At 72.4% G+C, this 24243-nt stretch carries 25 protein-coding genes and 1 tRNA gene; 15 read left to right on the top strand and 11 right to left on the bottom strand.

What is annotated here, in order from left to right; translation table 11 throughout:
- Window positions 1–130: 130 nt before the first annotated feature.
- Window positions 131–823, bottom strand: a complete 693-nt coding sequence (locus ITJ55_RS09455; RefSeq protein ID WP_056259359.1) for a metal-dependent transcriptional regulator — start codon at window positions 821–823, stop codon at window positions 131–133.
- Between the two features lie 88 nt (window positions 824–911).
- Here ITJ55_RS09455 and serC point away from each other — a divergent pair, with 88 nt between their 5' ends.
- Complete coding sequence (gene serC / locus ITJ55_RS09450; protein ID WP_194595133.1) at window positions 912–2024, top strand: phosphoserine transaminase; 1113 nt, start codon at window positions 912–914, stop codon at window positions 2022–2024.
- Window positions 2025–2117: 93 nt separating this feature from the next.
- Here serC and ITJ55_RS09445 read toward each other — a convergent pair whose 3' ends face one another.
- Entirely contained in the window at window positions 2118–2795 is a 678-nt protein-coding gene (locus ITJ55_RS09445; protein ID WP_194595132.1) for a DUF3027 domain-containing protein, read from the bottom strand.
- The gene (locus ITJ55_RS09440; protein ID WP_043593516.1) at window positions 2788–3165 is read right to left on the bottom strand and encodes a cold-shock protein; all 378 of its coding nucleotides are present in this window, start codon (window positions 3163–3165) and stop codon (window positions 2788–2790) included. The genes ITJ55_RS09445 and ITJ55_RS09440 overlap by 8 nt, the downstream gene beginning before the upstream one ends.
- Window positions 3166–3256: 91 nt before the next feature.
- Here ITJ55_RS09440 and ITJ55_RS09435 point away from each other — a divergent pair, with 91 nt between their 5' ends.
- From ITJ55_RS09435 to ITJ55_RS09410, 6 genes are all read left to right on the top strand, one after another.
- Entirely contained in the window at window positions 3257–3535 is a 279-nt protein-coding gene (locus tag ITJ55_RS09435) for a hypothetical protein (protein WP_194595131.1), read from the top strand.
- A 39-nt stretch (window positions 3536–3574) separates the two neighbouring features.
- Window positions 3575–5434, top strand: a complete 1860-nt coding sequence (locus ITJ55_RS09430) for a helicase-associated domain-containing protein (RefSeq protein ID WP_194595130.1) — start codon at window positions 3575–3577, stop codon at window positions 5432–5434.
- A gap of 97 nt (window positions 5435–5531) precedes the next feature.
- Window positions 5532–7166, top strand: coding sequence for a DNA repair helicase XPB (locus ITJ55_RS09425; RefSeq protein WP_194595129.1), 1635 nt, complete (start codon window positions 5532–5534; stop codon window positions 7164–7166).
- Window positions 7163–7726 carry a hypothetical protein gene (locus ITJ55_RS09420; protein ID WP_056259371.1) on the top strand — a complete coding sequence of 188 codons (564 nt, stop codon included), beginning with the start codon at window positions 7163–7165 and terminating at the stop codon, window positions 7724–7726. Before ITJ55_RS09425 ends, ITJ55_RS09420 begins: the two co-directional genes overlap by 4 nt.
- A gap of 114 nt (window positions 7727–7840) precedes the next feature.
- Window positions 7841–8533 (top strand): response regulator transcription factor, encoded by a 693-nt coding sequence (locus tag ITJ55_RS09415; protein ID WP_054146826.1) that lies wholly within the window; start codon window positions 7841–7843, stop codon window positions 8531–8533.
- Window positions 8534–8637: 104 nt separating this feature from the next.
- The gene (locus ITJ55_RS09410; protein ID WP_194595128.1) at window positions 8638–10407 is read left to right on the top strand and encodes a cell wall metabolism sensor histidine kinase WalK; all 1770 of its coding nucleotides are present in this window, start codon (window positions 8638–8640) and stop codon (window positions 10405–10407) included.
- Window positions 10408–10949: 542 nt separating this feature from the next.
- Here ITJ55_RS09410 and groL read toward each other — a convergent pair.
- From groL to ITJ55_RS09385, 5 genes are all read right to left on the bottom strand, one after another.
- Window positions 10950–12569, bottom strand: coding sequence for a chaperonin GroEL (gene groL / locus ITJ55_RS09405; RefSeq protein ID WP_194595127.1), 1620 nt, complete (start codon window positions 12567–12569; stop codon window positions 10950–10952).
- 199 nt (window positions 12570–12768) lie between these two features.
- A complete protein-coding gene (locus tag ITJ55_RS09400; RefSeq protein WP_056259378.1) occupies window positions 12769–12972 on the bottom strand; it encodes a cold-shock protein in 204 nt (67 codons plus the stop codon).
- A 306-nt stretch (window positions 12973–13278) separates the two neighbouring features.
- Window positions 13279–13863, bottom strand: coding sequence for a LytR C-terminal domain-containing protein (locus tag ITJ55_RS09395; protein WP_194595126.1), 585 nt, complete (start codon window positions 13861–13863; stop codon window positions 13279–13281).
- 18 nt (window positions 13864–13881) lie between these two features.
- Window positions 13882–14169 carry a DUF3263 domain-containing protein gene (locus tag ITJ55_RS09390; RefSeq protein WP_194595125.1) on the bottom strand — a complete coding sequence of 96 codons (288 nt, stop codon included), beginning with the start codon at window positions 14167–14169 and terminating at the stop codon, window positions 13882–13884.
- A 109-nt stretch (window positions 14170–14278) separates the two neighbouring features.
- Window positions 14279–15256 (bottom strand): DUF2332 domain-containing protein, encoded by a 978-nt coding sequence (locus ITJ55_RS09385; protein WP_194595124.1) that lies wholly within the window; start codon window positions 15254–15256, stop codon window positions 14279–14281.
- A gap of 104 nt (window positions 15257–15360) precedes the next feature.
- Here ITJ55_RS09385 and msrB point away from each other — a divergent pair, with 104 nt between their 5' ends.
- Together msrB and ITJ55_RS09375 are read left to right on the top strand one after the other, a co-directional pair.
- Window positions 15361–15762 carry a peptide-methionine (R)-S-oxide reductase MsrB gene (msrB, locus tag ITJ55_RS09380; RefSeq protein WP_056259386.1) on the top strand — a complete coding sequence of 134 codons (402 nt, stop codon included), beginning with the start codon at window positions 15361–15363 and terminating at the stop codon, window positions 15760–15762.
- A complete protein-coding gene (locus ITJ55_RS09375) occupies window positions 15762–16307 on the top strand; it encodes a nitroreductase family protein (RefSeq protein WP_194595123.1) in 546 nt (181 codons plus the stop codon). The genes msrB and ITJ55_RS09375 overlap by 1 nt, the downstream gene beginning before the upstream one ends.
- A gap of 66 nt (window positions 16308–16373) precedes the next feature.
- On the opposite strand, the gene ITJ55_RS09370 is transcribed toward ITJ55_RS09375, so the two are convergent.
- Window positions 16374–16556 carry a hypothetical protein gene (locus ITJ55_RS09370; protein ID WP_056259390.1) on the bottom strand — a complete coding sequence of 61 codons (183 nt, stop codon included), beginning with the start codon at window positions 16554–16556 and terminating at the stop codon, window positions 16374–16376.
- Between the two features lie 145 nt (window positions 16557–16701).
- Between ITJ55_RS09370 and ITJ55_RS09365 the strand changes: the two genes are divergently transcribed.
- Window positions 16702–16774: transfer RNA gene (locus ITJ55_RS09365), tRNA-Thr, on the top strand.
- A 59-nt stretch (window positions 16775–16833) separates the two neighbouring features.
- On the opposite strand, the gene ITJ55_RS09360 is transcribed toward ITJ55_RS09365, so the two are convergent.
- Window positions 16834–17331 (bottom strand): MarR family winged helix-turn-helix transcriptional regulator, encoded by a 498-nt coding sequence (locus ITJ55_RS09360; RefSeq protein WP_194595122.1) that lies wholly within the window; start codon window positions 17329–17331, stop codon window positions 16834–16836.
- Window positions 17332–17488: 157 nt separating this feature from the next.
- Between ITJ55_RS09360 and ITJ55_RS09355 the strand changes: the two genes are divergently transcribed.
- Window positions 17489–18511 carry an FUSC family protein gene (locus ITJ55_RS09355; RefSeq protein WP_194595121.1) on the top strand — a complete coding sequence of 341 codons (1023 nt, stop codon included), beginning with the start codon at window positions 17489–17491 and terminating at the stop codon, window positions 18509–18511.
- A gap of 30 nt (window positions 18512–18541) precedes the next feature.
- Here ITJ55_RS09355 and ITJ55_RS09350 read toward each other — a convergent pair whose 3' ends face one another.
- Window positions 18542–18787 carry a hypothetical protein gene (locus ITJ55_RS09350; protein ID WP_194595120.1) on the bottom strand — a complete coding sequence of 82 codons (246 nt, stop codon included), beginning with the start codon at window positions 18785–18787 and terminating at the stop codon, window positions 18542–18544.
- A gap of 63 nt (window positions 18788–18850) precedes the next feature.
- On the opposite strand from ITJ55_RS09350, the gene ITJ55_RS09345 reads away from it, so the two are divergent.
- From ITJ55_RS09345 to ITJ55_RS09330, 4 genes are all read left to right on the top strand, one after another.
- Window positions 18851–19132, top strand: a complete 282-nt coding sequence (locus ITJ55_RS09345; RefSeq protein WP_157490123.1) for a hypothetical protein — start codon at window positions 18851–18853, stop codon at window positions 19130–19132.
- 183 nt (window positions 19133–19315) lie between these two features.
- On the top strand, window positions 19316–20338 hold the full coding sequence (locus ITJ55_RS09340) for a 3-oxoacyl-ACP synthase III (RefSeq protein WP_056259399.1): 1023 nt from the start codon (window positions 19316–19318) through the stop codon (window positions 20336–20338).
- Entirely contained in the window at window positions 20335–23097 is a 2763-nt protein-coding gene (locus tag ITJ55_RS09335; protein WP_370544099.1) for an alpha/beta fold hydrolase, read from the top strand. The genes ITJ55_RS09340 and ITJ55_RS09335 overlap by 4 nt, the downstream gene beginning before the upstream one ends.
- 100 nt (window positions 23098–23197) lie before the next feature.
- Window positions 23198–24181 (top strand): NAD-dependent epimerase/dehydratase family protein, encoded by a 984-nt coding sequence (locus ITJ55_RS09330; RefSeq protein WP_194595119.1) that lies wholly within the window; start codon window positions 23198–23200, stop codon window positions 24179–24181.
- Window positions 24182–24243: the final 62 nt, after the last annotated feature.

The raw sequence follows: 24243 nt of genomic DNA, 5'->3' as shown, positions 1-24243 counted from the left end.
GAATCGGTAAAGCCCTGCGTGATCCGCAGCAGAACGCAGGAGGCGCGGCGCACGAACGCAAGAAACCCGCGTCACCCCGCGTCGGCTGTTCGGACGCCGGTCGACCCCCGGAAAGTCGGGGCCTGCGGGGTCAGAGCCCGACGTAGATGTGCTGCGCGACCTCGGTCGGCAGCTCGAGGCCCTCGTCGTGCCCGTCGACCTGGACGAAGACGTACGACCCTGCCGAGCGGACGGTCGCGACCCCACCGGGCAGGACGCCCGCGCCCTGCAGCTGCTGCAGCAGTTCGGGCTCGAACTGCACCGGCTCGGCCAGGCGTCGGATCGGCCGCGTGACGCCCTCGGGGTTCTCGGCCAGCACGGCGACGAGGTTGACGACGCCGTCGAGGAAGCGCCCCGCGGGCGAGTCGCCGAGCTCGTCGAGACCGGGGATGGGATTGCCGTAGGGCGACTCGGTCGGGTGGTCGAGCATGTCGAGCAGTCGACGTTCGACCTGCTCGCTCATGACGTGCTCCCACCGGCAGGCCTCGTCGTGGACGTACGCCCAGTCGAGGCCGATGACGTCGGCGAGCAGACGTTCGGCGAGACGGTGCTTGCGCATGACGTGGGTCGCCTTGGTGCGGCCGTCGTGCGTCAGTTCGAGGTGACGGTCGCCCGACACGACGACGAGACCGTCGCGTTCCATGCGGGCGATCGTCTGCGACACGGTCGGACCGGAGTGGCCGAGACGCTCGGAGATGCGCGCACGCAGCGGCACGATGTTCTCTTCTTCGAGGTCGAGGATCGTGCGCAGGTACATCTCTGTGGTGTCGACGAGATCGGTCAACAGGGGCCTCCCGGTGGAACACGTGGACTACCCCGCAAGCCTACCGGCTGCACGCTGGGCCCCGCGCCGCGTCAGTAGGATCGAGCGCATGGCGGACATCCGGATTCCCACTGACCTCTTGCCCACCGACGGCCGCTTCGGCTGCGGTCCCTCGAAGGTTCGGGCCGCCCAGCTCGAGCACCTCGTGACCGCCGGCGCGTCGATCCTCGGCACCTCGCACCGCCAGGCCCCCGTGAAGGACCTCGTCGGTCGCGTCCGGGCCGAGCTGGCTGAGTTGTTCCACCTGCCCGAGGGCTACGAGGTCGTGCTCGGCAACGGCGGTTCGACCGCGTTCTGGGACGCCGCGGCGTTCGGCCTCGTCGAGAAGCGGGCCGAGAACCTGTCGTTCGGCGAGTTCGGCTCGAAGTTCGCGAAGGCGAACGCCGCCCCCTGGCTCGAGGCCCCCCACGTGATCACGGCCGAGGGCGGATCGCTCGCCGAGGTCGAGGTCGTCGAGGGCGTCGACGTCTACGCCTGGCCGCATAACGAGACCTCGACCGGCGTCATGGCCCCGGTCACGCGGGTCGCCGGCGACCCCGGTGCCCTGACGGTCGTCGACGCGACGAGCGCCGCGGGTGGCATCGACTTCGACGCCTCGCAGGCCGACGTCTACTACTTCGCACCGCAGAAGAACTTCGCGAGCGACGGCGGCCTGTGGTTCGCCCTCTTCTCCCCCGCCGCGATCGAGCGCGTCGAGCGCATCGCCGCCAGCGGGCGGTACGTTCCCGAGTTCCTCAGCCTGAAGAACGCCGTCGACAACTCGCGGCTCGACCAGACCCTGAACACCCCCGCCCTCACCACCCTGCTGCTGCTCGAGGACCAGACCCGCTGGATGCTCGACAACGGCGGCCTCGCCTGGGCCGACGCCCGCACGCGCGAGTCGTCGTCGGCGCTCTACGACTGGGCCACCGCCTCCGAGTACGCGACCCCGTTCGTCGTCGACCCGTCGCACCGCTCACAGGTCGTCGCGACCATCGACTTCGCCGAGTCGATCGACGCGTCCGCCATCGCGAAGGTGCTGCGCGCCAACGGCGTCGTCGACACCGAGCCCTACCGCAAGCTCGGCCGCAACCAGCTGCGCGTCGCGACCTTCACGGCCATCGAGCCCGACGACGTGCGCCAGCTGATCCGCTCGATCGAGTACGTCGTCGACGCCCTCTGACCGATCATCCGCACGACGAAGGCCCCGACACGATCGTGTCGGGGCCTTCGTCGTGGAGCCCGACCGCAGGAGGCGCGGGTCGGGGCCGAGGGACTACTTCCGTCGCCTGCTCAGCGGGTCCTCGTCCTCGCCGTCCCAGTCGTCGTCGTGCGAGTCGTCGTCGAGGTCGGCCTCGGGATGGGCCGCCGGGACGACGGGCGCGTCCGCGGCATTGCCGCCGGAGGCGTCGTCGTCGTCGTCGTCGTCGTCCGAGTCGTCGTCGTCGGAAGCGTCGTCGTCCGAGTCGTCGACGAGGTCGTCGATGTCGACGCCGTCGACGTCGCCACCGTGCACGATCGAACCGGGCCCGTCGTCGTCCGAGTCGTCGTCGTCCGACTCGTCGTCGTCGGAATCGTCCGAATCGTCGTCGTCGTCGTCCGACTCGTCGTCGTCGGAATCGTCGTCGTCCTCGTCGCCGTCGCGCGCCTCCTGGGCCTTCATCTCGGCGAGGCGGTCGGCCCACGGCACCCAGTCCGGGGCGAGCAGGGCGCCGTCGCCGGGCATCAGCTCGGCCTCGAGCACCGAGGGGTCTTCACCGTCGAGGTGGGCGACGCTGACCGTCCAGTGCCAGCCCGGGTAGCCGGGCAGCAGCGTGGCGAAGCGCACCGAGGTGACGCCGGCCTCGTCGTCGACGGGGTCGGCCTCGGCCCCGATCGTCTCGTCGGGCGTGATCTCGGTCAGGGCGCGACGGGCGAGCTCGGACCAGCGCGTGCGCGAGGCGGCCTCAGGCATCGAACGAGTCCGCGACGGTGCGCAACAGCACGGCGATGCGGGCGCCGTTCTGCGGGTAGCGACCGTGACGCAGATCGCCGCCGGCCTTGTCGAGCACCTTGACGAGGTCTTCGACGATGACGGCCATGTCGTCGGCCGAGCGACGGTTCATCTTGGCGAGGCTGGGCGCGGCCTCGAGGACGCGGACCGACAGGGCCTGCGCGCCGCGCTTGCCGTCGGCGATGCCGTACTCGAGGCGGGTGCCCGCCTTGACACCCACGGTGCCGGCGGGCAGGGCCGACGCGTGGAGGAAGACCTCTTGGCCGTCATCGCTGCTGATGAAGCCGAAGCCCTTCTCGTCGTCGTAGAACTTGACCTTGCCGGTGGGCATGACTGGACCTCTCGTGAAGACGGGTGACCCTGGGGGTGGGTCGCCCCAGCTTAGATCGCCGGGTAGGGCCGCACCGCACTATCGTTGACCCGTGGCCAAGAAGATCGAGACGAGTGCGCCCTCTGACGTCAATCGTACAGAGCGCGTCCTCCTCTTCATGATCCTCGCCGTCGTCGTCGTCTCGGTCCTCGCGTTCTTCACGAGGCTCGTCGGCACGGCGATGCGGGTCGCCGACTTCACCGTCGGCGTCTGGCCCGCCCTCACGATCCTGCCCCTCATCGGGCTCCCGATCGCCTTCGCGATGCTGCTGGCATTCGTGGTGGCGAGCGCCGTGCGTCGCAGCCGCGACTCGCGGGGCACCAGACGGTAACCGCAGACCCGGGCTGCACGACGGCTGGAGGCCTCGACCATGGCTAGTGCACTCGACCTCGCGGGCGTCCTGCGCGCCGTCGACGACGACGACCTGCTGCGCCGCCTCGCGCGCCGGCAGGTCCGGGCGTCGAGCGTCCACGACGCCTTCGACCTCGCCGACGTCCTGCTCGAGCCGGCCAGCGTCCGCGACGCCCTGGCCCACCTCGACCGGGTGGCGCTCGTCGTGCTGCAGGTCGTCCGGGTGCCGGGCGACGTCGACGCCGTGCACGACCGCATCGACGCCGCCTTCGAGGTCGACCGCGAGACCGTCGACGTCGCCCTCGAGCGACTCGACGAGGCCTTCCTCGTGGTGCGACGCGGCACCTCCGTCGCGACGCTCGACGCCGTCGGCGATCGCCTCGACGACGATCCCGCCCTGGCCCTCGACGTGCTGACCGCCGAGCGACCGCCGGTCGTGCTCGAGACCGTCCTCGACCAGGCCCGTGACGAAGCCGACGCGCGCTCGGCCGAACGCCTGTACGCGGTGGTAATCGAGGTGGCCGAGATCCTGCGCGCCCTCGAGCAGTCGCCGGCGCGCGAGCTCGCCAAGGGCGGGTTGGCCCTGCCCGAGACGAGGCGCCTGGCCGAGGCGGCCCGCATCGACGTCGACGACGTGGCGACCGTGCTCGCCATCGCCGTGCGGGCCGGGCTCGCGGCCCCGAGCCCGGACGGCTGGGTGGTGGCCGCGGACGCGACCGACTGGCTCCGCGCCTCCTGGCCCGACCGGTGGCAGACGCTGACGCGGGCATGGCTCGGCTCGTTGCCGAGCGAGATCCTCACGGTGCTCGAGCAGCGCGTCGACACGTCGTGGGGCCTGCCGTTGCGCGAGTTCTCCGACTGGTCGTACCCGGCCGGCGGCAGCTGGATCACCGAGCGCATCGCCGCCTTCTCACGCAGCGCCGAGGTGCTCGGCCTGACCTCGGACGACACCCCGACGTCGGCTGCCGTCGCCCTGTTCCGCGAGGGGCCCGCCGCCGCCCGCGCCCGCGTGGCCGCCCTGCTGCCCGACGCGGTCGAGCAGGTGTACCTGCAGCACGACCTCAGCGTCGTCTCGCCCGGCCCGCTCTCGCCCGCGATCGACGCCCGGCTGCGGGTCATCGCGGTCGTCGAGAGCGCGGGCCTCGCGGCCACCTACCGCATCACCGAGGGCGGACTGCAGCGCGCGCTGAGCGAGGGCGAGACGGCCGAGACCCTGCGGGACTTCCTCGGCGGCATCTCGTCGACGGGCATCCCCCAGCCGCTCGACTACCTGATCCAGCAGAGCGCCGAACGGCACGGCCGGTACCGGGTCCGCGCCGTCGTCCCCGGCCGCGCCCCGGCGGGGGCACCGGGTGACGCCTTGTCGCTCGTCGTCGCCGACGACCGTGCGAGCCTCGACACCCTCGAGGTCGACCAGTCGCTGTCGCCCCTCGGCCTCACCCGCGTCGACGCCACGACCGTCGCGAGCCGGTTCGAACGCGACACCGTCTTCTGGTCGCTGAGCGACGAGCGCTACCCGGTCGTCGTGGTCGACGACGGCGGCGACGAGGTCGCACCCCCGTCGCGCCGCCGGCCGCGTCGCCCGACCCCGGTCGAGACGCGCGACCCGCTGCGCGAGCTGGTCACCCGATTGCACACCGACGACGCCGCCGGCGACGAGTCGACCGACCGCGCCTGGATCGCCCGCCAGCTCGACGCCGCCGTGAAGGGCCGCCTGACCGTCACGGTGACGGTCGCGATGCCCGACGGCAGCACGACCACGCTCGACATGGAGCCCACGGGCATCGGCGGCGGACGCGTCCGGGGCCGCGACAAGAAGTCCGACGTCGAGCGCACGCTGCCGCTCAAGAACGTGGTGGCGGTCGCGAGTCGCGACTGACGCGGGCGGCCCCGTCGGCCGACCCGCGCCTCCTCGTCCCGGCGGGGCGGTGCCCCGCTGTGAGCGACGGCAGGAGGCGCGCCTAGACTCGTCCCTCATGACCGGACCCCTGATCGTGCAGAGCGATCGCACCGTCCTGCTCGAGGTCGCGCACGAGCAGGCGGAGGACGCGCGGCACGACCTGAGCGTCTTCGCCGAGCTCGAACGCGCGCCCGAACACGTGCACACCTACCGCATCACCCGACTCGGTCTCTGGAACGCCCGGGCCGCCGGGCACACCGCAGACGACATGCTCGGCACGCTCGAGAAGTACAGCAAGTTCCCCGTGCCGCAGAGCGTCAGCGTCGACATCGCCGAGACGGTGGCGCGCTACGGTCGCATCGTCATCGAGCGCGACGGCGACCAGTTGCTGCTGCGCGGCACCGACAGCTCGGTGCTGAGCGAGGTGACCCGTGCCAAGAAGGTCGGCGAGCTGCTCGGCGTCAAGCGGGCCGACGACCTGTGGGAGCTCCTGCCCTGGGCGCGAGGCGAGGTCAAGCAGCAGCTCGTCAAGCTCGGCTGGCCCGCCGAGGACCACGCCGGCTACACGCCCGGCACCCCGCACGCCATCGACCTCGACGAGAGCGACTGGCACCTGCGCGACTACCAGCAGAAGGCCATCGACAACTTCTTCGAGGGCGGCTCGGGCGTCGTCGTGCTGCCCTGCGGGGCGGGCAAGACCCTGGTCGGCGCCGGGGCCATGGCCGCCGCCGGCACCACGACGCTGATCCTCGTCACCAACACGGTCTCGGCGCGGCAGTGGCGCGACGAGCTGCTGAAGCGCACCTCGCTGACCGAGGACGAGATCGGCGAGTACTCGGGCTCGGTGAAAGAGGTCAAGCCCGTCACCATCGCGACCTACCAGATCCTCACCGCCCGTCGCGGTGGCAAGTACACGCACCTCTCGCTGCTCGACGCGCTCGACTGGGGGCTCGTGGTCTACGACGAGGTGCACCTGCTGCCCGCGCCCGTCTTCAAGCTCACGGCCGAGCTGCAGGCCCGCCGCCGGCTCGGCCTCACCGCGACCCTCGTGCGTGAGGACGGCCGCGAGAGCGACGTCTTCAGCCTGATCGGGCCCAAGCGCTTCGACGCCCCGTGGAAGGAGATCGAGGCCCAGGGCTTCATCTCGCCCGCCTCGTGCTACGAGGTGCGGGTCGACCTGCCGCAGGAGGCGCGGCTCGAGTACGCCGCGTCACCCGACGACGAGCGCTACCGGCTGGCCGCGACGGCCCCGGCGAAGCTCGACGTGGTCAAGCACCTCGTGGCGCGGCACGACGGCGAGCAGATCCTCGTGATCGGCCAGTACCTCGACCAGCTCGACGAGCTCGCCGCGGTGCTCGACGCCCCGACGCTCACCGGCAGCACCCCCGTCGACGAGCGCGAGCGCCTCTACCAGCGGTTCCGCGAGGGCGACCTCAAGGTGCTCGTCGTCTCGAAGGTCGCGAACTTCTCGGTCGACCTGCCCGAGGCGACCGTCGCGATCCAGGTCAGCGGCTCGTACGGTTCGCGGCAAGAAGAGGCTCAGCGCCTCGGCCGTCTGCTGCGGCCCAAGAAGTCCGGGCTGCCGGCGTCGTTCTACACGCTCGTCAGCCGCGACACGGTCGACCAGGACTTCGCCCAGAACCGCCAGCGCTTTCTGGCCGAACAGGGCTACAGCTACACGATCCTCGACTCGCCGGTGGTCGCCGCGTGAGCGACGAACAGGGCGCCGACCTGCCCCTGGGCGACGACGAGCTGTGGCGCGACTCCCTGCGTCGGGTCTTCGCCGCCGACCAGGCGCCGTTCGCCACCTTCGGCCCCCTCGTGGCCTCGCTCGACCACGACGCCATGGAGTTCCGCGGCCAGGTCGCCCGCTTCGCCGAGTGGGACCCGTCGGTGGTCGTCTCGGTCGCGCGCACGTACGAGGTGCAGGGCGGGCTGCACGCGGGCGCGACCCTCAGCGTCGTGACCTGGAGCCCCGACCCCGAGGTCATCGAGCGCAGCGACCTGCTCGCCGGCTCACCCGTGAAGGACCACCTCTTCGCCGGCCTGACCGCGATCGGCGCCACCGACGACGCCTCCGAGGCGCAGGTCGTCGCGGCCTCGGTCGAGGAGTTCCCCGGCTGGCAGATCACCCGCGCCTCGGGCTACACCGCCGTGCTCGAACGGCGCGAGGGCGTCGACTTCACGCTGGCCGTGCCCGACGAGTTGCTCGAGCTCACGACGCGCGTCGCGCTGGTGCCCAACGTCGAGTGGGCCGGCCCCGACGCCTGAGCCGCTCGGCCGCCGATCGTCTCGGCCACCTGAGGGCTGCCGTTCCGACGGCTCGCGGCGGACGTGCCTCGTGCTCACAGGAAACACCGAGGAGGCGCGCAGATACTTGGGCGCATGAGTGACGGCCCCAAGATCCTGATCGTCGACGACGAGCCCAACATCCGCGACCTGTTGACCACGAGCCTGCGTTTCGCGGGCTTCGCCGTCCGAGCGGTCGGCAACGGTGCCCAGGCCATCTCGGCCGTCCTCGAAGAAGAACCCGACCTGATCATCCTCGACGTGATGCTGCCCGACATGAACGGGTTCGGCGTCACCAAGCGACTGCGGTCGTCGGGCTACACCTCGCCGATCCTCTTCCTCACGGCGAAGGACGACACCGAAGACAAGATCACCGGCCTCACGGTCGGCGGCGACGACTACGTCACCAAGCCGTTCAGCCTCGACGAGATCGTCGCCCGCATCAAGGCGATCCTGCGCCGCACGATGAACGAGGACGAAGACGCGATCATCCGCGCCGGCGAGCTCACCATGGACCAAGACACGCACGAGGTCACCATCGGCGAGACGGCCATCGAGCTCAGCCCCACCGAGTTCAAGCTGCTGCGCTACCTCATGCTGAACCCGAACCGGGTGCTGTCGAAAGCCCAGATCCTCGACCACGTGTGGGAGTACGACTTCAACGGCGACGCCGGCATCGTCGAGAGCTACATCTCGTACCTGCGGCGCAAGCTCGACCAGTTCTCGACCGAACCGATCATCCAGACGAAGCGCGGCTTCGGCTACATGCTCAAGGCCTCCAAGGCCTGAGCGGCCGCTCGTCCGACGGGCGCCGACACGACGATGCCCGACCGCCCCGTGCGGTCGGGCATCGTCGTGTCGACCCCCAGCCGGCTCCGCTAACGTCTGACCCCATGCACGCACGCCTCTCGCAGTGGTGGAACGAGATCTCCATCCGCACCAAGATCACCGGCATCACGGTGACCCTGGTCACCCTCGGCCTCGTCGTCGCCGGCCTCGGCACGATGACCGTGCTCAGCACGTACCTGATGGGTCAGGTCGACACGTCGCTCGAGAACTCGGCCCGCAACCTGAACGGCGCGCTGATCGACTCGTCCGACTCCCGGTCGTGCACGGTCAACTTCGGCGGGTTGACGAGCAGCTACGTGGCGATCCTCGACGACGAGGGCGACCTCATCTGCGACACCCGCAGCCAGCTGTCGAGCTCGACGGACGCCCCCGTGCTGACCGGTCTCGGCATCTCGGGCGCCCCGATGGACGAGGCGTTCATCCGGTACAGCACGAGCCGCGACAACGAGTGGCGCCTCTACGCCCACCCCACCCAGCTGCAGTCGACCGACGCCCAGGGCACCGTGTCGCTCGTCCCGGCGACGATCGTCGCCGGCACCAACCTGGCCAGCACCAACGCCACCATCGGCCGCTTCGGCGGCATCTTCCTGGGCTTCGGGCTCTCGGTGGTCGTCCTGGGGGCCGCGCTCACGCGCCTCCTCGTCACGTCGACCTTCGCCCCGCTGCGCGACGTCGAGGCCACGGCCGCCCGCTTCGCCGACGGCGACTTCACCCAGCGCCTCGACTCGACCACGCCGAACACCGAGGTGGGTCGCCTCAACCGGTCGCTCAACACGATGCTCAGTCGCATCGACAGCGCCTTCGACGACCGGGCCAAGACGATCGACCAGATGCGACGCTTCGTCGGCGACGCGAGCCACGAGCTGCGCACGCCGCTCGTGTCGTTGCGCGGGTACGCCGAGCTCTACCGCATGGGTGCGCTCACCAAGCCGGAAGACGTCGCCCAGGCGATGGACCGCATCGAGAAGGAGGCGATCCGCATGGGGGTGCTCGTGCAAGACCTCCTCGCCCTGGCCCGCCTCGACGAGTCGAAGCCGCTCGAGCTCGGCCCGGTCGACCTCGTGCAGCTCGCCCGCGACTCCGCCCTCGACACGATGGCGTCGAACCCCGACCGCGACATCGACGTGATCGTGCTCGAGCCGGTCGCCCCGCCGCTCGAGGCACCGGTCGACGGGGACGACGCGACCGTCGACGGGCGCCTCCCCCAGGCCGCTCCCCCGGCCGCGACCACGCCGTCCGCGCCGGGCGCGACGCTCGGAGCAGCCGCACCCGGGGCGACGGGGCCGATCTCGTTCGCGGGCGCGACCCTCGCGCGCCTCCGGAGCCTGCGGGCCCGGGCGGTGCGCAACGGCGACACGGTCACGGCCGCCGAGCTGCAGGACGAGGTGCAGCGGTTCGAGGCACCCGCGATCGTGCACGGCGAAGAGAACAAGATCCGCCAGGTGATCACCAACCTGATGGGCAACGCGATGCGTTTCACCGAGCACGACAGCCCGATCGAGCTGGTCGTGCAGTCCGACCCGTCGCGCGGCGTCGCCACCGTCGCCATCGTCGACCACGGCGAGGGCATCCCGCCGCAGATCCGCGAGAAGATCTTCCAGCGGTTCTGGCGCGCCGACTCGTCGCGTACCCGCGACACCGGCGGCAGCGGCCTCGGGCTCGCCATCGTGTCGGGCATCGTGGCCGCCCACGGCGGCTCGGTCGACGTCGGCGACACCCCCGGCGGCGGAGCGACCTTCCGCGTCGCCCTGCCCCTCATGCCCGCCGACGTCGCCACGCCCGCCGAGCCGGTCGCCGCCGGCACCACCGCCTGACCGCGAGCCGGCTCGCCACACGGCGGCCGTGGCTCGCCGCACGGCGGCCGTGGCTCGCCGCACGGCGGCCGTGGCTCGCTGCACGGCACCTCGCGGCTCGGCCGGCCCCGCCCCATCGCCCCACCCCCTCGAGCGGCGCACAACCTCTGCCTAGGCAAATCGCTCACCGCCGAACGCGAGGGTGCACCGGGCGGACAGAGCGCCACACCCGAGCCACCCCCTCCAGCGGCGCACAACCCCTGCCTAGGCAAATCGCCCACCGCCGAACGCGAGGGTGGCCCGAGCGGACAGAGCGCCACACCCGAGCCACCCCCTCAAGCGGCGCACAACCCCTGCCTAGGCAAATCGCCCACCGCCGAACGCGAGGGTGCACCGGGCGGACAGAGCGCCACACCCGAGCCACCCCGCGACACCGCACACCCGGGCCACCCCGCGCACCCGGGCCACCCCGCGACACCGCGCACCGGGAACGCCGAAGGGCGGCTCCCCCCGAGGGGGAACCGCCCTTGTGCGTGTGCCCGGCGCCAGCCGGACGGTGCGGACTAGAAGTCCATGCCACCCGAGGGGTCGCCGGCCGGGGCCGGGTTGCGCTCGGGCTTGTCGGCGACGACGGCCTCGGTCGTGAGGAACAGACCGGCGATCGACGCGGCGTTCTGCAGAGCCGAACGCGTGACCTTGGCGGGGTCGATGATGCCGGCGGCCAGCATGTCGACGTACTCGCCGGTCGCGGCGTTGAGGCCCCAACCGATGTCGAGCCCGCGGACCTTGTCGGCCACGACGCCGGGCTCCATGCCCGCGTTGAAGGCGATCTGCTTCAGCGGAGCGTCGATCGCGACGCGGACGATGTTCGCGCCCGTCGCCTCGTCGCCCTCGAGCTGCAGGTTCGCCAGGGCGGTCTTGCCGGCCTGGATGAGGGCGACGCCACCACCGGCGACGATGCCCTCTTCGACGGCAGCCTTCGCGTTGCGGACGGCGTCCTCGATGCGGTGCTTGCGCTCTTTCAGCTCGACCTCGGTCGCGGCACCCGCCTTGATGACGGCGACGCCACCGGCGAGCTTCGCGAGGCGCTCCTGGAGCTTCTCGCGGTCGTAGTCGCTGTCGGTCGCCTCGATCTCGCTGCGGATCTGACGGACGCGTCCGGCGATCTGCTCGTCGTCGCCGGCACCCTCGACGATGGTCGTCTCGTCCTTGGTGATGATGACCTTGCGGGCACGGCCGAGCAGGTCGAGCGTGGCGTTCTCGAGCTTGAGACCGACCTCTTCGGCGATGACCTGACCACCGGTGAGGATCGCGATGTCTTGCAGCTGCGCCTTGCGACGGTCGCCGAAGCCGGGGGCCTTGACGGCGACCGACTTGAAGATGCCGCGGATCTTGTTGACGACCAGCGTGGCCAGGGCCTCGCCGTCGACGTCTTCGGCGATGATCAGCAGCTGCTTGCCCGACTGGATGACCTTGTCGACGATCGGCAGCAGGTCTTTGATGTTCGAGATCTTCGAGTTGACGATGAGCACGTAGGCGTCTTCGAAGACGGCCTCCTGGCGCTCGGGGTCGGTGACGAAGTACTGCGACAGGTAGCCCTTGTCGAAGCGCATGCCCTCGGTGAGCTCGAGCTCGGTGCCGAAGGTGTTGCTCTCTTCGACGGTGACGACGCCCTCTTTGCCGACCTTGTCGATGGCCTCGGCGATGAGCGCGCCGATGGTGGGGTCGGCGGCCGAGATCGACGCCGTGGCGGCGATCTGCTCTTTGGTCTCGATGTCTTTCGCGTCGGCGAGCAGCTGGTCGGAGACGGCCTGGGCGGCCTTCTCGATGCCGCGCTTCAGCGAGATGGGGTCGGCGCCGGCCGCGACGTTGCGCAGGCCTTCGCGGACGAGGGCCTGGGCCAGCACCGTTGCGGTGGTCGTGCCGTCACCGGCGACGTCGTCGGTCTTCTTCGCGACCTCTTTGACGAGCTCGGCACCGATCTTCTCGAACGGGTCGTCGAGCTCGATCTCTTTGGCGATGGAGACGCCGTCGTTCGTGATGGTGGGAGCGCCCCACTTCTTCTCGAGCACGACGTTGCGACCACGCGGGCCGAGCGTGACCTTCACCGCGTCGGCCAGGATGTTCAGGCCACGCTCGAGGCCACGACGGGCCTCTTCGTCAAAAGCAATGATCTTAGCCATGTGTGTTTTTCGTCCCTCCCGGACGTCATGAAGCAGAAGCATTGGCACTCACGTGTCGCGAGTGCCAGCAACGATTCTGGCACTCGCCCGATGAGAGTGCAAGTGACGTCCCCGCGCCCGTGGACGCGAGCACGCCGCCACGGCGGACCGTGACGGCGTGCTCGGCGGGCGTCGACGCGTCGGGGCGCGTCGACCGGGTTCAGGCGAGTCGGACGGACTCCGCCTGAGGCCCCTTGTCGCCCGTGCCGACCTCGAAGACGACGGCCTGGCCCTCTTCGAGGACCTTGTACCCGCTCATGTCGATGGCCGAGTAGTGCACGAAGACGTCCTGGCCGCCCTCCTCGACGGTGATGAAGCCGTAGCCCTTCTCCGCGTTGAACCACTTGACGGTCCCGTGTGCCATGGTGTCGCTCCCCTTGCTGTGTACGTACGGCGCGTGCGGTGCCGCCGAGCCGGGTCGTCGACGCAGTGACCTGCGCACCCGGACGGGGCAGCGTCACTCGTGCAGAACACCAGGTCGGCGAGCCGTGAGGGTCGACCAGTTCCCGATGCTAGCGGCGAGAAAAGCCTGAGAACACGGGTGATCCGAGAAACACCCGCCGAAAGCGAGGATTTAACCGGTGATTAAACACGGGCGTAACACGGGAGGCGCGGTGAGGGCCCGACGGGACCCGCGCCTCCTCGGTGGGGACGCCTCGGCGGCCCCTCGTCAGGCGCTGTAGTCGGCGCCGAGGACGATAGTGACCGAGGCCCCGGGGAAGGCGTCGGTCAGCTCGACGTCCGAGATGCCGAGCTGCTGGGCGAGCCCGAGCGCCACGGCCTCGTCGGCGGCCGACGAGTAGTAGACGGTCGAGGTCGAGACGCGCTCGCTGGCGTTGCCCTGCGTGCCGACGACCCAGCCCTCGGTCTCGAGGCGGTCCGACGCGGCACCGGCGAGGCCCGCCGTGGCCGTGCCGTTCAGCACCGTGACGGTGGTGACCTCGGGGTCGACCTGCGACGGGTCGGTGAGCGGGGCGACCGACTCGCTGGCCGACGGCGTGGGCGTCGACGTGGCCGTGTCGGTCTCGGCGGCCCCGGCCTCGGCCGTACTCGACGACGACGGGTTGACGAACTGGAAGCTGTCGTTCGCGACGCCGAGGTAGATGACGCCGGCCCCCACCAGCACGCCGGTCGCCAGGGCGGCCCAGGCGAAGGCGACCCAGCCGCTGCCCGGGCGCTTCTCGGCACGGTGCGCGCCGACGCGATCGAGGTCGGCGGGGACGTCGTCGAACCGGTCTCGGTCGAAAGCAGGCATGCGTGGTTCTCTCGTGGATCAGTGGGTCGGACCGAACGAACGGGTCGCTCGGGCGTCGTGGCGGGCGGCTCGCAGTCGCTGCAGGCGGCCGACGAGCATGGGTGCGTAGGCCAGTGCATCTGGTCGGTCTATGAGCGAGTTGAGCAACTGCTGGTAGCGGATGACCCCGAGGCCGAGGTCGCGACGGATCGCGGCCTCTCGCGCACCGGGTGCCGCCGGGGCACGCTGCTCGAAGTCGAGCACGGCGCGGTCGCGCTCGGACAGCGCACTCGCGCGCACGTCGTCACCCGTCGCGTTCTCGTCCATCGGCACGGCCCTCCCCTCGGTTCCGGGTCATCCTACGGGCGGGCCCGCGGCCGATCGCGGAGGCCGGGCGCGTGGTCCGGCATCCGGTGGCACGCCCCGGCGGCGGGGGTCACGACACGAGGTGCAGGCGCGTCCCGTGTGCGTCGCCGACGCCGATCGCCCGTCTGTCCAGGGCCAGCGCGGCGAAGGCGTCCTCGGCCGGCACGCCCGGCGGCACGTCGGCGACGACGTCGGTGAGCAGGTCGCGCCGTTCGTACGAGATCCACCGCGCGCCCAGGCGGCCGACCTCGTCGACGAAGGCCTGGCGTCGCCGACCCGGCAGGTAGACGAGCGTGCCCGTCGACACGACGACGAGCGTCGCCCCGTCCGGTGCCTCGGCGGCGAGGTCGGCGAGACCGTCGACGGCGTCCGCCGCGACGAGCCGAGGAGGCGCGGTGCGGGCGAGCGCGACCGCCCGCGTCAGCAGCTCGTGCCGGTCGCCGCGCTCGGGCGGCAACAGGGTCTCGAGCCACGCCACCTGGTCGCGGTCGCGCACGTCGACGGGGTCGAGGTCGAGCCCCGCGCGCCAGACGACCTCGGGCAGCGGCCCGTCGGGCAGCGGGGCCGCGTCGACCCCTCCGTCGATCCCCGCGTCGACGTCGACGTCGAGCTGCACCGGGCTCGACGGGTCACCCCAGACGTGGTCGCCGGCGCGGTAGCCGTACCGGTCGACGCCGAGGCAGAGGCCGGCCGAGGCGCCGACCTCGAGCAACGCGACGGGCCCGGGCACCCGGGCCAGCGCGATCGACAGCGGGGCGCAGCGCCGCACGTCGTTGGTCTGGGTGAGCCGGCGGCCGAGTTCGGCCACGACCTCGTCGGAGTGGGCGAGCAGCCAGGGGCGCAGCGCCGACCAGGGCCCGGTCGGCGCACCCAGCCATCGGCAGACCGCGAGGACGAGCACGGGCTGGCGCCGCGCCTCCTCGGCCCGGTCGACGACGGCGAGCGCCGCCGGGTCGCCGGCGATGCCGCGGGCCAGGGCGGCCTGCGAGGGCGAGCCGTCACGGTCGAAGGCGAGGGCCGCGGCCACGAACCGCTCGGAGGTGCTCACGCCACGAGTCTGCACGCCGCGAGCCTGGCAGCCCGGTGGACGCCGGGAATCGAGCGGCGGCGGATCGTGTTGGATGAGGAGTCCCGACAAGCGAGGAGATCATCGTGGCGTACAAGATCGAGAAGACCGACGAGCAGTGGCGCGAGGAGCTCGACGCCGACCAGTACTCCGTCCTGCGTGAGGCCGCCACCGAGCGCCCGTGGACGGGCGAGCTGCTCGACGAGAGCCGCGCCGGCACCTACGCCTGTGCCGCCTGCGGCGCCGAGCTGTTCAAGAGCGGCACCAAGTTCGACAGCGGCTGCGGCTGGCCCAGCTTCTACGAGTCGGTGAACCCCGACGCCGTGCAGCTGATCGACGACAACAGCCTCGGCATGACCCGCACCGAGGTGCGTTGCGCGAACTGCGGCTCGCACCTGGGCCACGTGTTCCCCGACGGTTTCGGCACGCCCACCGGCGACCGCTACTGCATGAACAGCATCTCGCTCGACTTCAAGGCCGCCGAGTAGTGAGCACGGTCGCCGACGCCGCCCGGCGTCGTCGGTCGCGGTCGAAGGTCACCGACGTCGCGCCGACGCACGAGCAGCTGCTCGACGCCGTGCGGTCGGCGGCGACGGTGGCCGACCACTCCGAGCTCCGCCCCTGGCGCCTGCTCGAGTTCCGGGGTGACGACCGGTCGATCGTCGGCCGGTCGCTCGCCGACGCGAGCGGGGCCGAGGGCCACGCCCGCGACAAGCTGACGCAGAAGGCGTTCCGGGCGCCGCTGATCATCGCGGTCGTGGTCTCGCCCCGCGAGAGCCGCAAGGTGCCGTACTGGGAGCAAGAGTCCGTCGCGTCGGGCGTCGCACATCTGCTGTCGCTCGTGCTCGACGACGCGGGGTGGGGCGTGTTCTGGCGCACCGGCGTGTGGACCCGCACGCCCGAGGTGGCCGCGGCGCACGGCCTGCGTGACGGCGAGCAGCTGCTGGGCTGGCTCTACGTGGGCGGTCGCGACGACGACGAGGGCAAGCCGCGCAAGCTGCTCGACCCCGAACGGTTCGTCAGCACGCCGTAGTCGACGGGTGACCCCGGGTCGACGCGCGCCGGTTCGTCGGCGCCCCGGGCCGGGGCGCCGACGCGGTCACCAGGTCTTGTGGCTGTTGCCGATCACCGTGATGGGCAGCCAGAACGACCCGGTCATCAGCACGATGCCCGCGAAGAAGACGAACGCGTTGGGCTCGCCGGTGCCGAACGAGTAGGCGAACAGGGCGAAGCTGACGAAGAGCAGGGCGAGCGAACCGATCGCGGTCAAGATCGTGGACAAGGGGGCTCCTCAGGTCGGTGCGTCGGACGGGCGCGGTGCGCTCGGTCCACTTCACCACTTCTCGCCCCCGAAGCGCCAATCCTGCACCGGCCGCACCCTTCCCACCAGGGCAGGAGGCGCGGGCTGGGTAAGATGGGCGAGCCTCGCCGGCCTGGCGCAATTGGTAGCGCATCCGACTTGTAATCGGAAGGTTACGGGTTCAAGTCCCGTGGCCGGCTCTCTTTCCTTCTCGTCCTCGCAGCCCTGGTCAAGTCTCGTCCCGCCGAGCCGGTCGGCGTCAGCCCTCGAGGGCGACGAGCAGGTGACGCAGGCCGTCCGCGACGGCCGCGCGCGCCTCCTCGGGCAGGGCGGCCAGCATCGCCCGTTCGTCGGCGAGCTGGACCTCGAGCACGCGGTCGATCAGCCGTCGGCCGGTGGCGGTCGGCGCGACGAAGTAGCCCCGGTGGTCGTCGGGGTTCGGTGAACGGTCGACGAGGCCGGCCGCGAGCAGGCCCTTCACACGTTTCGTGACGGCCGGCGGCGACAGCAGCGTCTCGTCGGCGAGCTGCGTCGGGGTGGTCGGGGCGTCCCGCCGGGTGAGGGCCGCGAGCAGGTCGAAGTCGGCGCGCCCGAGCCCGTACTCGGCGAGCAGGTCGTCGCTGCGCCGCTGCACGATGCGGGCGAGCCGGTTGACCCGGCCGATGACGGGGATGGCCGAGACGTCGAGGTCGGGTCGCAGCTCGCGCCACCGGTCGTGGACGTCGTCCATCGCGTCGCGCGGGTCGTGGTCGCTCATGCCCTTGAGGCTAGCGATGGTTCACGGGTAAAGTGAAGAGAGATCATTCACCCGTGAAGCAGTTCGACGACGAGCGCCCACGCCGCGTCGACCGGAGGAACACCCCATCACGACCACCACCCCCACCCACCGCCTGCTGCCGCACCCACGCGACCTGGTGCGCCTCGGTCCGCACGACGGCGCCCACCGCCCGGCGGCGCGCGTCGCCGTCTCGGTGCTCGTGCCGATGGTCGTGCTCGCGCTGATCGGCCACGTCGAGTGGACGCCCTACGCGGTGTTCGGGGCCTTCGCCTCAGCGTTCGGCCGCGGTCTGCCGCGCTTCCAGCGCCTCGAGATGCAGCTCGAGGCAGGGCTCGGCCTGGTCGCCTGCGTCGTGCTGGGCACGGCCCTCGCGGCGTCGGGCGCCTCGGTGTGGGTGGCCGTCGTCGCGATCGGCCTCGTGGCCGGCCTCGCGTCGGCCGTGTCGGACCTGCGTCGGTGGAGTCCGCCCGGCCCGCTCTTCTTCGTCTTCGGCCTGGGCGTCACGGCGTTCGTCCCGGCGACCGCCTCGACCGTCGCCGTGGCCGGGGTCGTCGCCCCGGCGAGCCTCGCGGTCGCACTGCTCGCCTCGCTCGCGGGCGTCCTGCTGCCCGCCGGCCGTCGGGCGGTCGCCACCGCCGACGGACGCCGCTGGAGGCGCGGGCCGAGACCCCTGGACGGCCGGCGGACGCTCGTCCACGCGGCCGTCTGCCTCGTCGCCTCGATCGCGGCCGGGCTGCTCAGCGTCGCGCTCGGCGTGCAGAGCCCGTATTGGGCGATGGTCTCGGCCGTGGTGCCCGTGGTGGGGACCGCGACCGCGGGCCAGCTCGTGCGGGCCGGCCACCGCCTCCTCGGCACCCTCGTCGGGGTGGGCCTCGCCGCCCTGCTGCTCGCCTGGCAGCCCGGCGTCGCGGCCCTGATCGTCGCCTTCGGGGTGCTGCAGTTCGCGACCGAGCTGCTGATCGTGCGCAACTACGGGCTCGCACTCGTGTTCATCACGCCGATGGCACTCGGCATGCGCGCCCTCGGCGGCACGCCGGTCGACGTGGGCGCCCTCGTGGCGGCCCGGACAGCCGACACCGCCATCGGGGTGGGCGTGGTCGTCGTCGTGCTGCTCGCGACGCACCGGCTGCGGCGACCCCGGCCGGAGGCGACGGCCTGACCGCTGCCGGCGGTGCGGATCGGCCGCGGGTCAGACCTGGCGGGCCCTCGCGCGTCGGCCGTCCTTGCTCCACCAGACCAGGTCGGCGACGCCCTGCCCGATCAGCAGCAGGGCCACGACCAGGATGATCACGGTGAGCGCCTGGACCGGCACCCCCGAGGCGATGTTGAGCACCTGCACGACGAGGCCGAACACGCCGATCAGCACCTCGAACACGGCGGGCACCACGGCGCCCGTCTTCGTCAGGGTGAACCAGGGTCGCCGCAGGTCGCTCATGCACCCGAGGGTACAAGGTGCGCGGGCTACGATCGCCGGGACCCGACCTGCCGAGGAGGCACCGTGCGACGACGCGACGTGCACGTCGACCCCGACGTGCCGAACTGGCTGCTGACCAAGCGCGGCGGCATCGTGCTGCCCGCCGTCACGGTGTTCTGCGCGCTCGTCGTGATCGCGAGCATCGTCGCCGCCCTGACGGTCGGCGGCGGCAGCGTCACCGTCGTCACGGTGGTCGTCGTGCTGGCCGGGCTGGGGGCCGTCACCTGGGCCGTCGCCGACCTCGTCTGGTGGTCCCGAGACGACCGGCGTCGCATCATCGCGCTGCCCCGCGACCCCGAGGCCTGACGCCGCACCCGCCCGCCGCATGCCGTTCGCGGCATGGACGTGCCCCGTCAACCTGGCAACCACCCAGCGTCCGTCGCCGTAAACTGACGGGTGCACCAGACCGGTGCCCACGACGTTCGGCTCCGCTCGCGACCCCGCGCGCGCGTGCAGCCCCACCCCGCCACAACTCGACAGGGAGTTCCGTTGAACGGAAACGCTACGACCCGGCACAGCAACGTCGCGTTGCTGTCGGTCACCAGCACGATGGCCGACCGGGTCACGACCTCCGAGAGCATCGACGAGAAGCTCCTGCCCGTGCTCAAGCGCCTCAAGCTGCCGACCGGCCTGCTGCAGCGCGTCGCCGGCGTGTACGAGCGCCGCAACTGGAGCACCGAGCAGAGCTTCGACTCGGCGGCCATCGACGCCGGCAAGCGCGCCATGGCCGAGGCCGGCATCCGCCCCGACCAGGTCGGCCTGCTGATCAACACCTCGGTCACGCGTCCGCACCTCGAGCCCTCGGTCGCGGTCCGCCTGCACCACGGCCTCGGCCTGCCCTCGTCGGCCACGAACTTCGACATCGCCAACGCCTGCCTCGGCTTCGTCAACGGCATGACGCTCGCGGCACAGCTGATCGACGCCGGCCAGGTCGACTACGCCGTCATCATCGACGGCGAGGACGCCGACGACGTCCAGGTCAACACGATCGACCGCCTGCTCACCAAGGGCTACGGCCGCGACGACTTCATGAGCGAGTTCGCCAGCCTGACCCTCGGCTCGGGTGCCGCCGCCGCCGTCATCGGCCGGGCGGACCTGCACCCCGAGGGCCACCGCATCGTCGGCGGGGTGACGCGCGCCGCCACGGAGAACTACGACCTGTGCGTCGGCAGCGTCGACGGCATGTTCACCGATGCCAAGGCCCTGCTCAAGCGCGGCATGGAGCTCGTCGTCTCGGCCTGGAAAGAAGCGAAGCGCGACTGGAACTGGCAGCGCATGGACCGCTACATCATGCACCAGGTCAGCGACGTGCACACCGGCGCCTTCGTCAAGGCCGCGGGCATCGACAAGAAGCTCGTCCCGCTGACCTACCCCACGCTCGGCAACGTCGGCCCGGCGTCGATCCCGATCACGCTGGTCGAAGAGAGCAAGACCCTCAGCAAGGGCGACCGCGTGCTGCTGATGGGCGTCGGCTCGGGCATCAACACCGCGATGATGGAGCTCGCCTGGTGAGTCGGCTCCCGCGGTCCGCCTCCGCCACGGCGCCGGCGTCACGTCCCCCCGCGGGTCTCGACGGGCTCGACCCGTCGTGGTCGCGCCTCGTCGACGTGCCGTACGGGCTCGGCTCGCACCGCGCCTCCCGCACCTGGCACGTCCTCGACAACGGCGACGCGCTGGCGGCCCTGGGTGCCGAACCCGTCGGCACGATCCTCTGCGTGCACGGCAACCCCACCTGGTCGTACCTGTGGCGCCGACTCGTCGCCCGCACGGTCGAGGCCGCCGCCGCCGGCGGGCCCGCCTGGCGGGTCGTCGCCGTCGACCAGCTCGACATGGGGTTCTCGGAGCGCACCGGCTCACCGCAGACCCTGGCCCGTCGCGTGGCCGACCTGGGCGACCTGACGGACGCCCTCGGGGTCACCGGGCCCGTCGTGACCCTCGGCCACGACTGGGGCGGCGTCGTCTCGTCGGGCTGGGCGGTCGACCACCCCGGGCAGCTCGCCGGGCTGATGCTGCTGAACACCGCGATCCACCAGCCCGAGGGCGAGAAGATCCCTGCGCCCCTGCGCCTCACCCTCGCACGCGGCGTACTGGGCCGGGCGACCGTCGGCACGACCGGATTCCTCGACGTCACCCTCGGCCTCGCCCACCCGCCGCTCTCGGCCGAGGTGAGGGCGGGCTTCCGGGCGCCGTACCGCCAGGCCGACCGGCGCGGGGGCATCGGCGGCTTCGTGGCCGACATCCCCGTCGACGACGAGCACGTCAGCAGCCCCGAGCTGGACCGCATCGCCGAGGGCCTGCGCAAACTCACCGTGCCGGCCCTGATGCTCTGGGGCCCGCGCGACCCGATCTTCTCCGACCGGTACCTCGACGACCTCGTCGACCGGCTGCCGCACGCCGACGTCCACCGCTTCGAGGGCGCGGGTCACCTCGTCGCCGAGGACGTCGACTACGCCGGTGCCGTGCTCACCTGGCTCGGCGACCGCCTGCCCGACGGCACGGCCGGCACCGGCGCCGGCGACGCCGACACCGCCGACACCCCCCGAGCCCAGGAGGCGCGGGTCGCCTCCCCGCAGGACCGCCCGCTCTGGTCGCACCTCGACTCCCTTGCCGACAGCCCGGCCACCGCGCTCGTCGAGATGGCCCCCGCGGGTGCCGAGGGCCCCCGCTCGGTCAGCTGGAGCCTGCTGGCCCGCCGCGTCCGCGAGATCGCCCTCGGCCTGCGCAAGCACGGCGTGCGGCCGGGTGACCGGGTCTCGCTGCTCGTGCAGCCCGGTGCCGATCTGACCGCCGTGCTCTACGCCTGCGTCCGCGTCGGCGCCGTCGTGGTCGTGGCCGACGCCGGCCTGGGCGTCCGCGGCCTGACCCGTGCGGTCCGCGGCGCCTGGCCCGACCACGTCATCGGGCAGGTGCCCGGCTTGACCGCGGCGACCGCCCTCGGCTGGCCCGGCCGAAAGATCTCGACCACGACGTTGTCACCGGTCGCCGCGAAGGCCCTCGGCGTCGAGGCCTCGCTGCCCGAGATCGCCGCCCTGGGCCGACGGGCCCACGACGCCCTCGCCGACCTGCCCGAGGCGCCGACGTCGGACGCCGAGGCCGCGATCCTGTTCACCTCGGGCTCGACCGGCCCCGCCAAGGGCGTCGTCTACCGTCACGGCCAGCTGACCGCCCTGCGCGACGCCCTGGCCGAGCAGTACGGCGTGGGGCCGGGCACCGGACTCGTCGCCGGCTTCGCGCCGTTCGCCCTGCTCGGGCCCGCCCTCGGAGCGACGAGCGTCACGCCCGACATGGACGTCACGAAGCCCCGCACCCTGACGGCCCGGGCGGTGGCCGCCGCGACCGCGGCCGTCGACGCCACCGTCGTCTTCCTCTCCCCCGCCGCGCTCGCCAACGTCGTCGCGACCGCCGACGGCCTCGACGCCACCGACCGCCGTGCCCTGGCCGGCGTCGAGACGTTCCTGTCGGCCGGCGCGCCCGTCTCCGAGACGCTGCTGGCGGCTGCCGGCGACCTCATGCCGAACGCGACGCCCCACACGCCGTACGGCATGACCGAGGGCCTGCTGCTGACCGACGTCACGCTCGAGGGCGTGCGTGCGGCGACCGCCGACCGCGAAGCCGCCGTCGCCGCGGGTGCGCCCGACGCGGGCGGCGTCTGCGTCGGGCTGCCCGGGGCGACCACGACGGTCCGCATCGCTCCTCTCGACGAGGCGGGCCGCGCCTCCTCGGCCTTCGTCGACGACGTCGGCGTGACCGGCGAGATCGTCGTCTCGGCCCCGCACGTCGAGGACCACTACGACCGGCTCTGGCTGACGCACCGCGCGAGCCGCCTCGGCTCGACCGCCGAGACCCGCTGGCACCGCACCGGCGACGTCGGGCACCTCGACGCGCAGGGACGCCTCTGGGTCGAGGGCCGTCTGCCCCACGTGATCACGACGCCCACGGGCGTCCTGACGCCGGTGGCGTCCGAACAGGCCGTGGAGGCGCTGGCCGGCATCGCCCGCGCCGCCGTCGTCGGCGTCGGCCCGGCCGGCACGCAGCAGGTCGTCGTCGTCGCCGAGGCCGTCCCCCCGGCTCGTCTCCCGGGGCTGGTCTCCGCAGCCCTGGCGGCCTCGGTCCGTTCGGCCGTCGCCGGCGCGTCGGGACGACCCGTGGCCGCCGTGCTCGTCGTGCCGCAGCTGCCGACGGACGTCCGGCACAACAGCAAGATCGACCGCACCGGCCTCGCCGGCTGGGCCACGTCCGTGCTGTCGGGCGGACGGATGCGCCGCCCGTGACCCGCGGCGTCGCCCCCACCCGGGCGGGTTCGGCGGACGCGGGCCGCCGGGGGCGACCGACGACGACGAACGCGCCCGCCCCCGAGCGCGGGGAGCAGCCGTGAGGGTGCTGGTCACCGGGGCGAGCGGCCTGCTCGGCGGCGCCGTGGCCCGGGCCGTCGCCGCCGCAGGGCACGAGGTCACGACCCTCCAGCGGCGCCCGTCGGGTGTGCCCGGGGCCCGCGACGTCCTCGGCTCGATGACGAACGCGAAGGCGGTCGCTGCCGGCGTCCGCGACCAGGACGCCGTCGTCCACCTCGCGGCCAAGGTGTCGCTCACCGGTGACGCGGCCGAGTTCGAGGCCGTCAACGTGGGGGGCACGCGCTCCCTCGTCGAGGCGATGCGCGCCTCCTCGGCGTCACGCCTGGTGTTCGTGTCGTCGCCCTCGGTGGCACACGCCGGCTCGTCGATCGTCGGCGACGACGCCCTGCCCGCCTCGCCCGGTCACGCCCGCGGCGACTACGCCCGCACCAAGGCCGCGGCCGAGCGCGTCGCCCTCGCGGCGGCCGACGCCGACCTGCACGTCGTCGCCGTGCGCCCGCACCTCGTCTGGGGCCCGGGCGACACGCAGCTCGTCGAGCGCATCGTCGACCGGGCCCGCTCGGGCCGCCTGCCCCTGCTCGGCCACGGCGCCGCCCTGATCGACTCGACCTACGTCGACAACGCGGCGTCCGGAATCGCCGCCGCCCTCGAGCGCATCGACGAGGTCAGCGGTCGGGCGTACGTGATCAGCAACGGCGAGCCCCGCACCGTCGCCGACCTGATGGCCGGCATCTGCGCGGCGGCCGGGGTGCCCGCCCCGCGCCTCCGGGTGCCCGCCGCGGCCGCCCGTGCCGCGGGGTCACTCGTCGAACGGGTCTGGGCCGTGCGCCCGGGCGCCGACGAGCCGCCGATGACGAGGTTCCTCGCCGAGCAGCTGTCGACCGCCCACTGGTTCGACCAGCGGCGCACGCAGCGCGACCTGCACTGGGCGCCGGCCGTGAGCGTCGACGAGGGCCTGCGGCGCCTCGCCGCCTGGTACGCCGCGGGGCAGCCCTCGGTCTGAGGCCCGTACACCGCGGATGCGCTCGGGTCGGCGGGCGGAGGCAGCGTCCCCCGTTCTCTGTG

It is taken from the genome of Frigoribacterium sp. VKM Ac-1396 (genome assembly GCF_015350895.1).
Classification (GTDB): domain Bacteria; phylum Actinomycetota; class Actinomycetes; order Actinomycetales; family Microbacteriaceae; genus Frigoribacterium.
This window is presented reverse-complemented; position numbering and strand designations above follow the sequence as displayed.

Excerpts from the sequence above, each read along its gene's own strand:
- serC (WP_194595133.1), top strand. The coding sequence starts at position 912 with ATGGCGGACATCCGGATTCCCACTGACCTCTTGCCCACCGACGGCCGC.
- ITJ55_RS09445 (WP_194595132.1), bottom strand. The coding sequence starts at position 2,795 with ATGCCTGAGGCCGCCTCGCGCACGCGCTGGTCCGAGCTCGCCCGTCGC.
- ITJ55_RS09440 (WP_043593516.1), bottom strand. The coding sequence starts at position 3,165 with ATGCCCACCGGCAAGGTCAAGTTCTACGACGACGAGAAGGGCTTCGGC.
- ITJ55_RS09430 (WP_194595130.1), top strand. The coding sequence starts at position 3,575 with ATGGCTAGTGCACTCGACCTCGCGGGCGTCCTGCGCGCCGTCGACGAC.
- ITJ55_RS09425 (WP_194595129.1), top strand. The coding sequence starts at position 5,532 with ATGACCGGACCCCTGATCGTGCAGAGCGATCGCACCGTCCTGCTCGAG.
- ITJ55_RS09415 (WP_054146826.1), top strand. The coding sequence starts at position 7,841 with ATGAGTGACGGCCCCAAGATCCTGATCGTCGACGACGAGCCCAACATC.
- ITJ55_RS09410 (WP_194595128.1), top strand. The coding sequence starts at position 8,638 with ATGCACGCACGCCTCTCGCAGTGGTGGAACGAGATCTCCATCCGCACC.
- groL (WP_194595127.1), bottom strand. The coding sequence starts at position 12,569 with ATGGCTAAGATCATTGCTTTTGACGAAGAGGCCCGTCGTGGCCTCGAG.
- ITJ55_RS09400 (WP_056259378.1), bottom strand. The coding sequence starts at position 12,972 with ATGGCACACGGGACCGTCAAGTGGTTCAACGCGGAGAAGGGCTACGGC.
- ITJ55_RS09395 (WP_194595126.1), bottom strand. The coding sequence starts at position 13,863 with ATGCCTGCTTTCGACCGAGACCGGTTCGACGACGTCCCCGCCGACCTC.
- ITJ55_RS09390 (WP_194595125.1), bottom strand. The coding sequence starts at position 14,169 with ATGGACGAGAACGCGACGGGTGACGACGTGCGCGCGAGTGCGCTGTCC.
- ITJ55_RS09360 (WP_194595122.1), bottom strand. The coding sequence starts at position 17,331 with ATGAGCGACCACGACCCGCGCGACGCGATGGACGACGTCCACGACCGG.
- ITJ55_RS09350 (WP_194595120.1), bottom strand. The coding sequence starts at position 18,787 with ATGAGCGACCTGCGGCGACCCTGGTTCACCCTGACGAAGACGGGCGCC.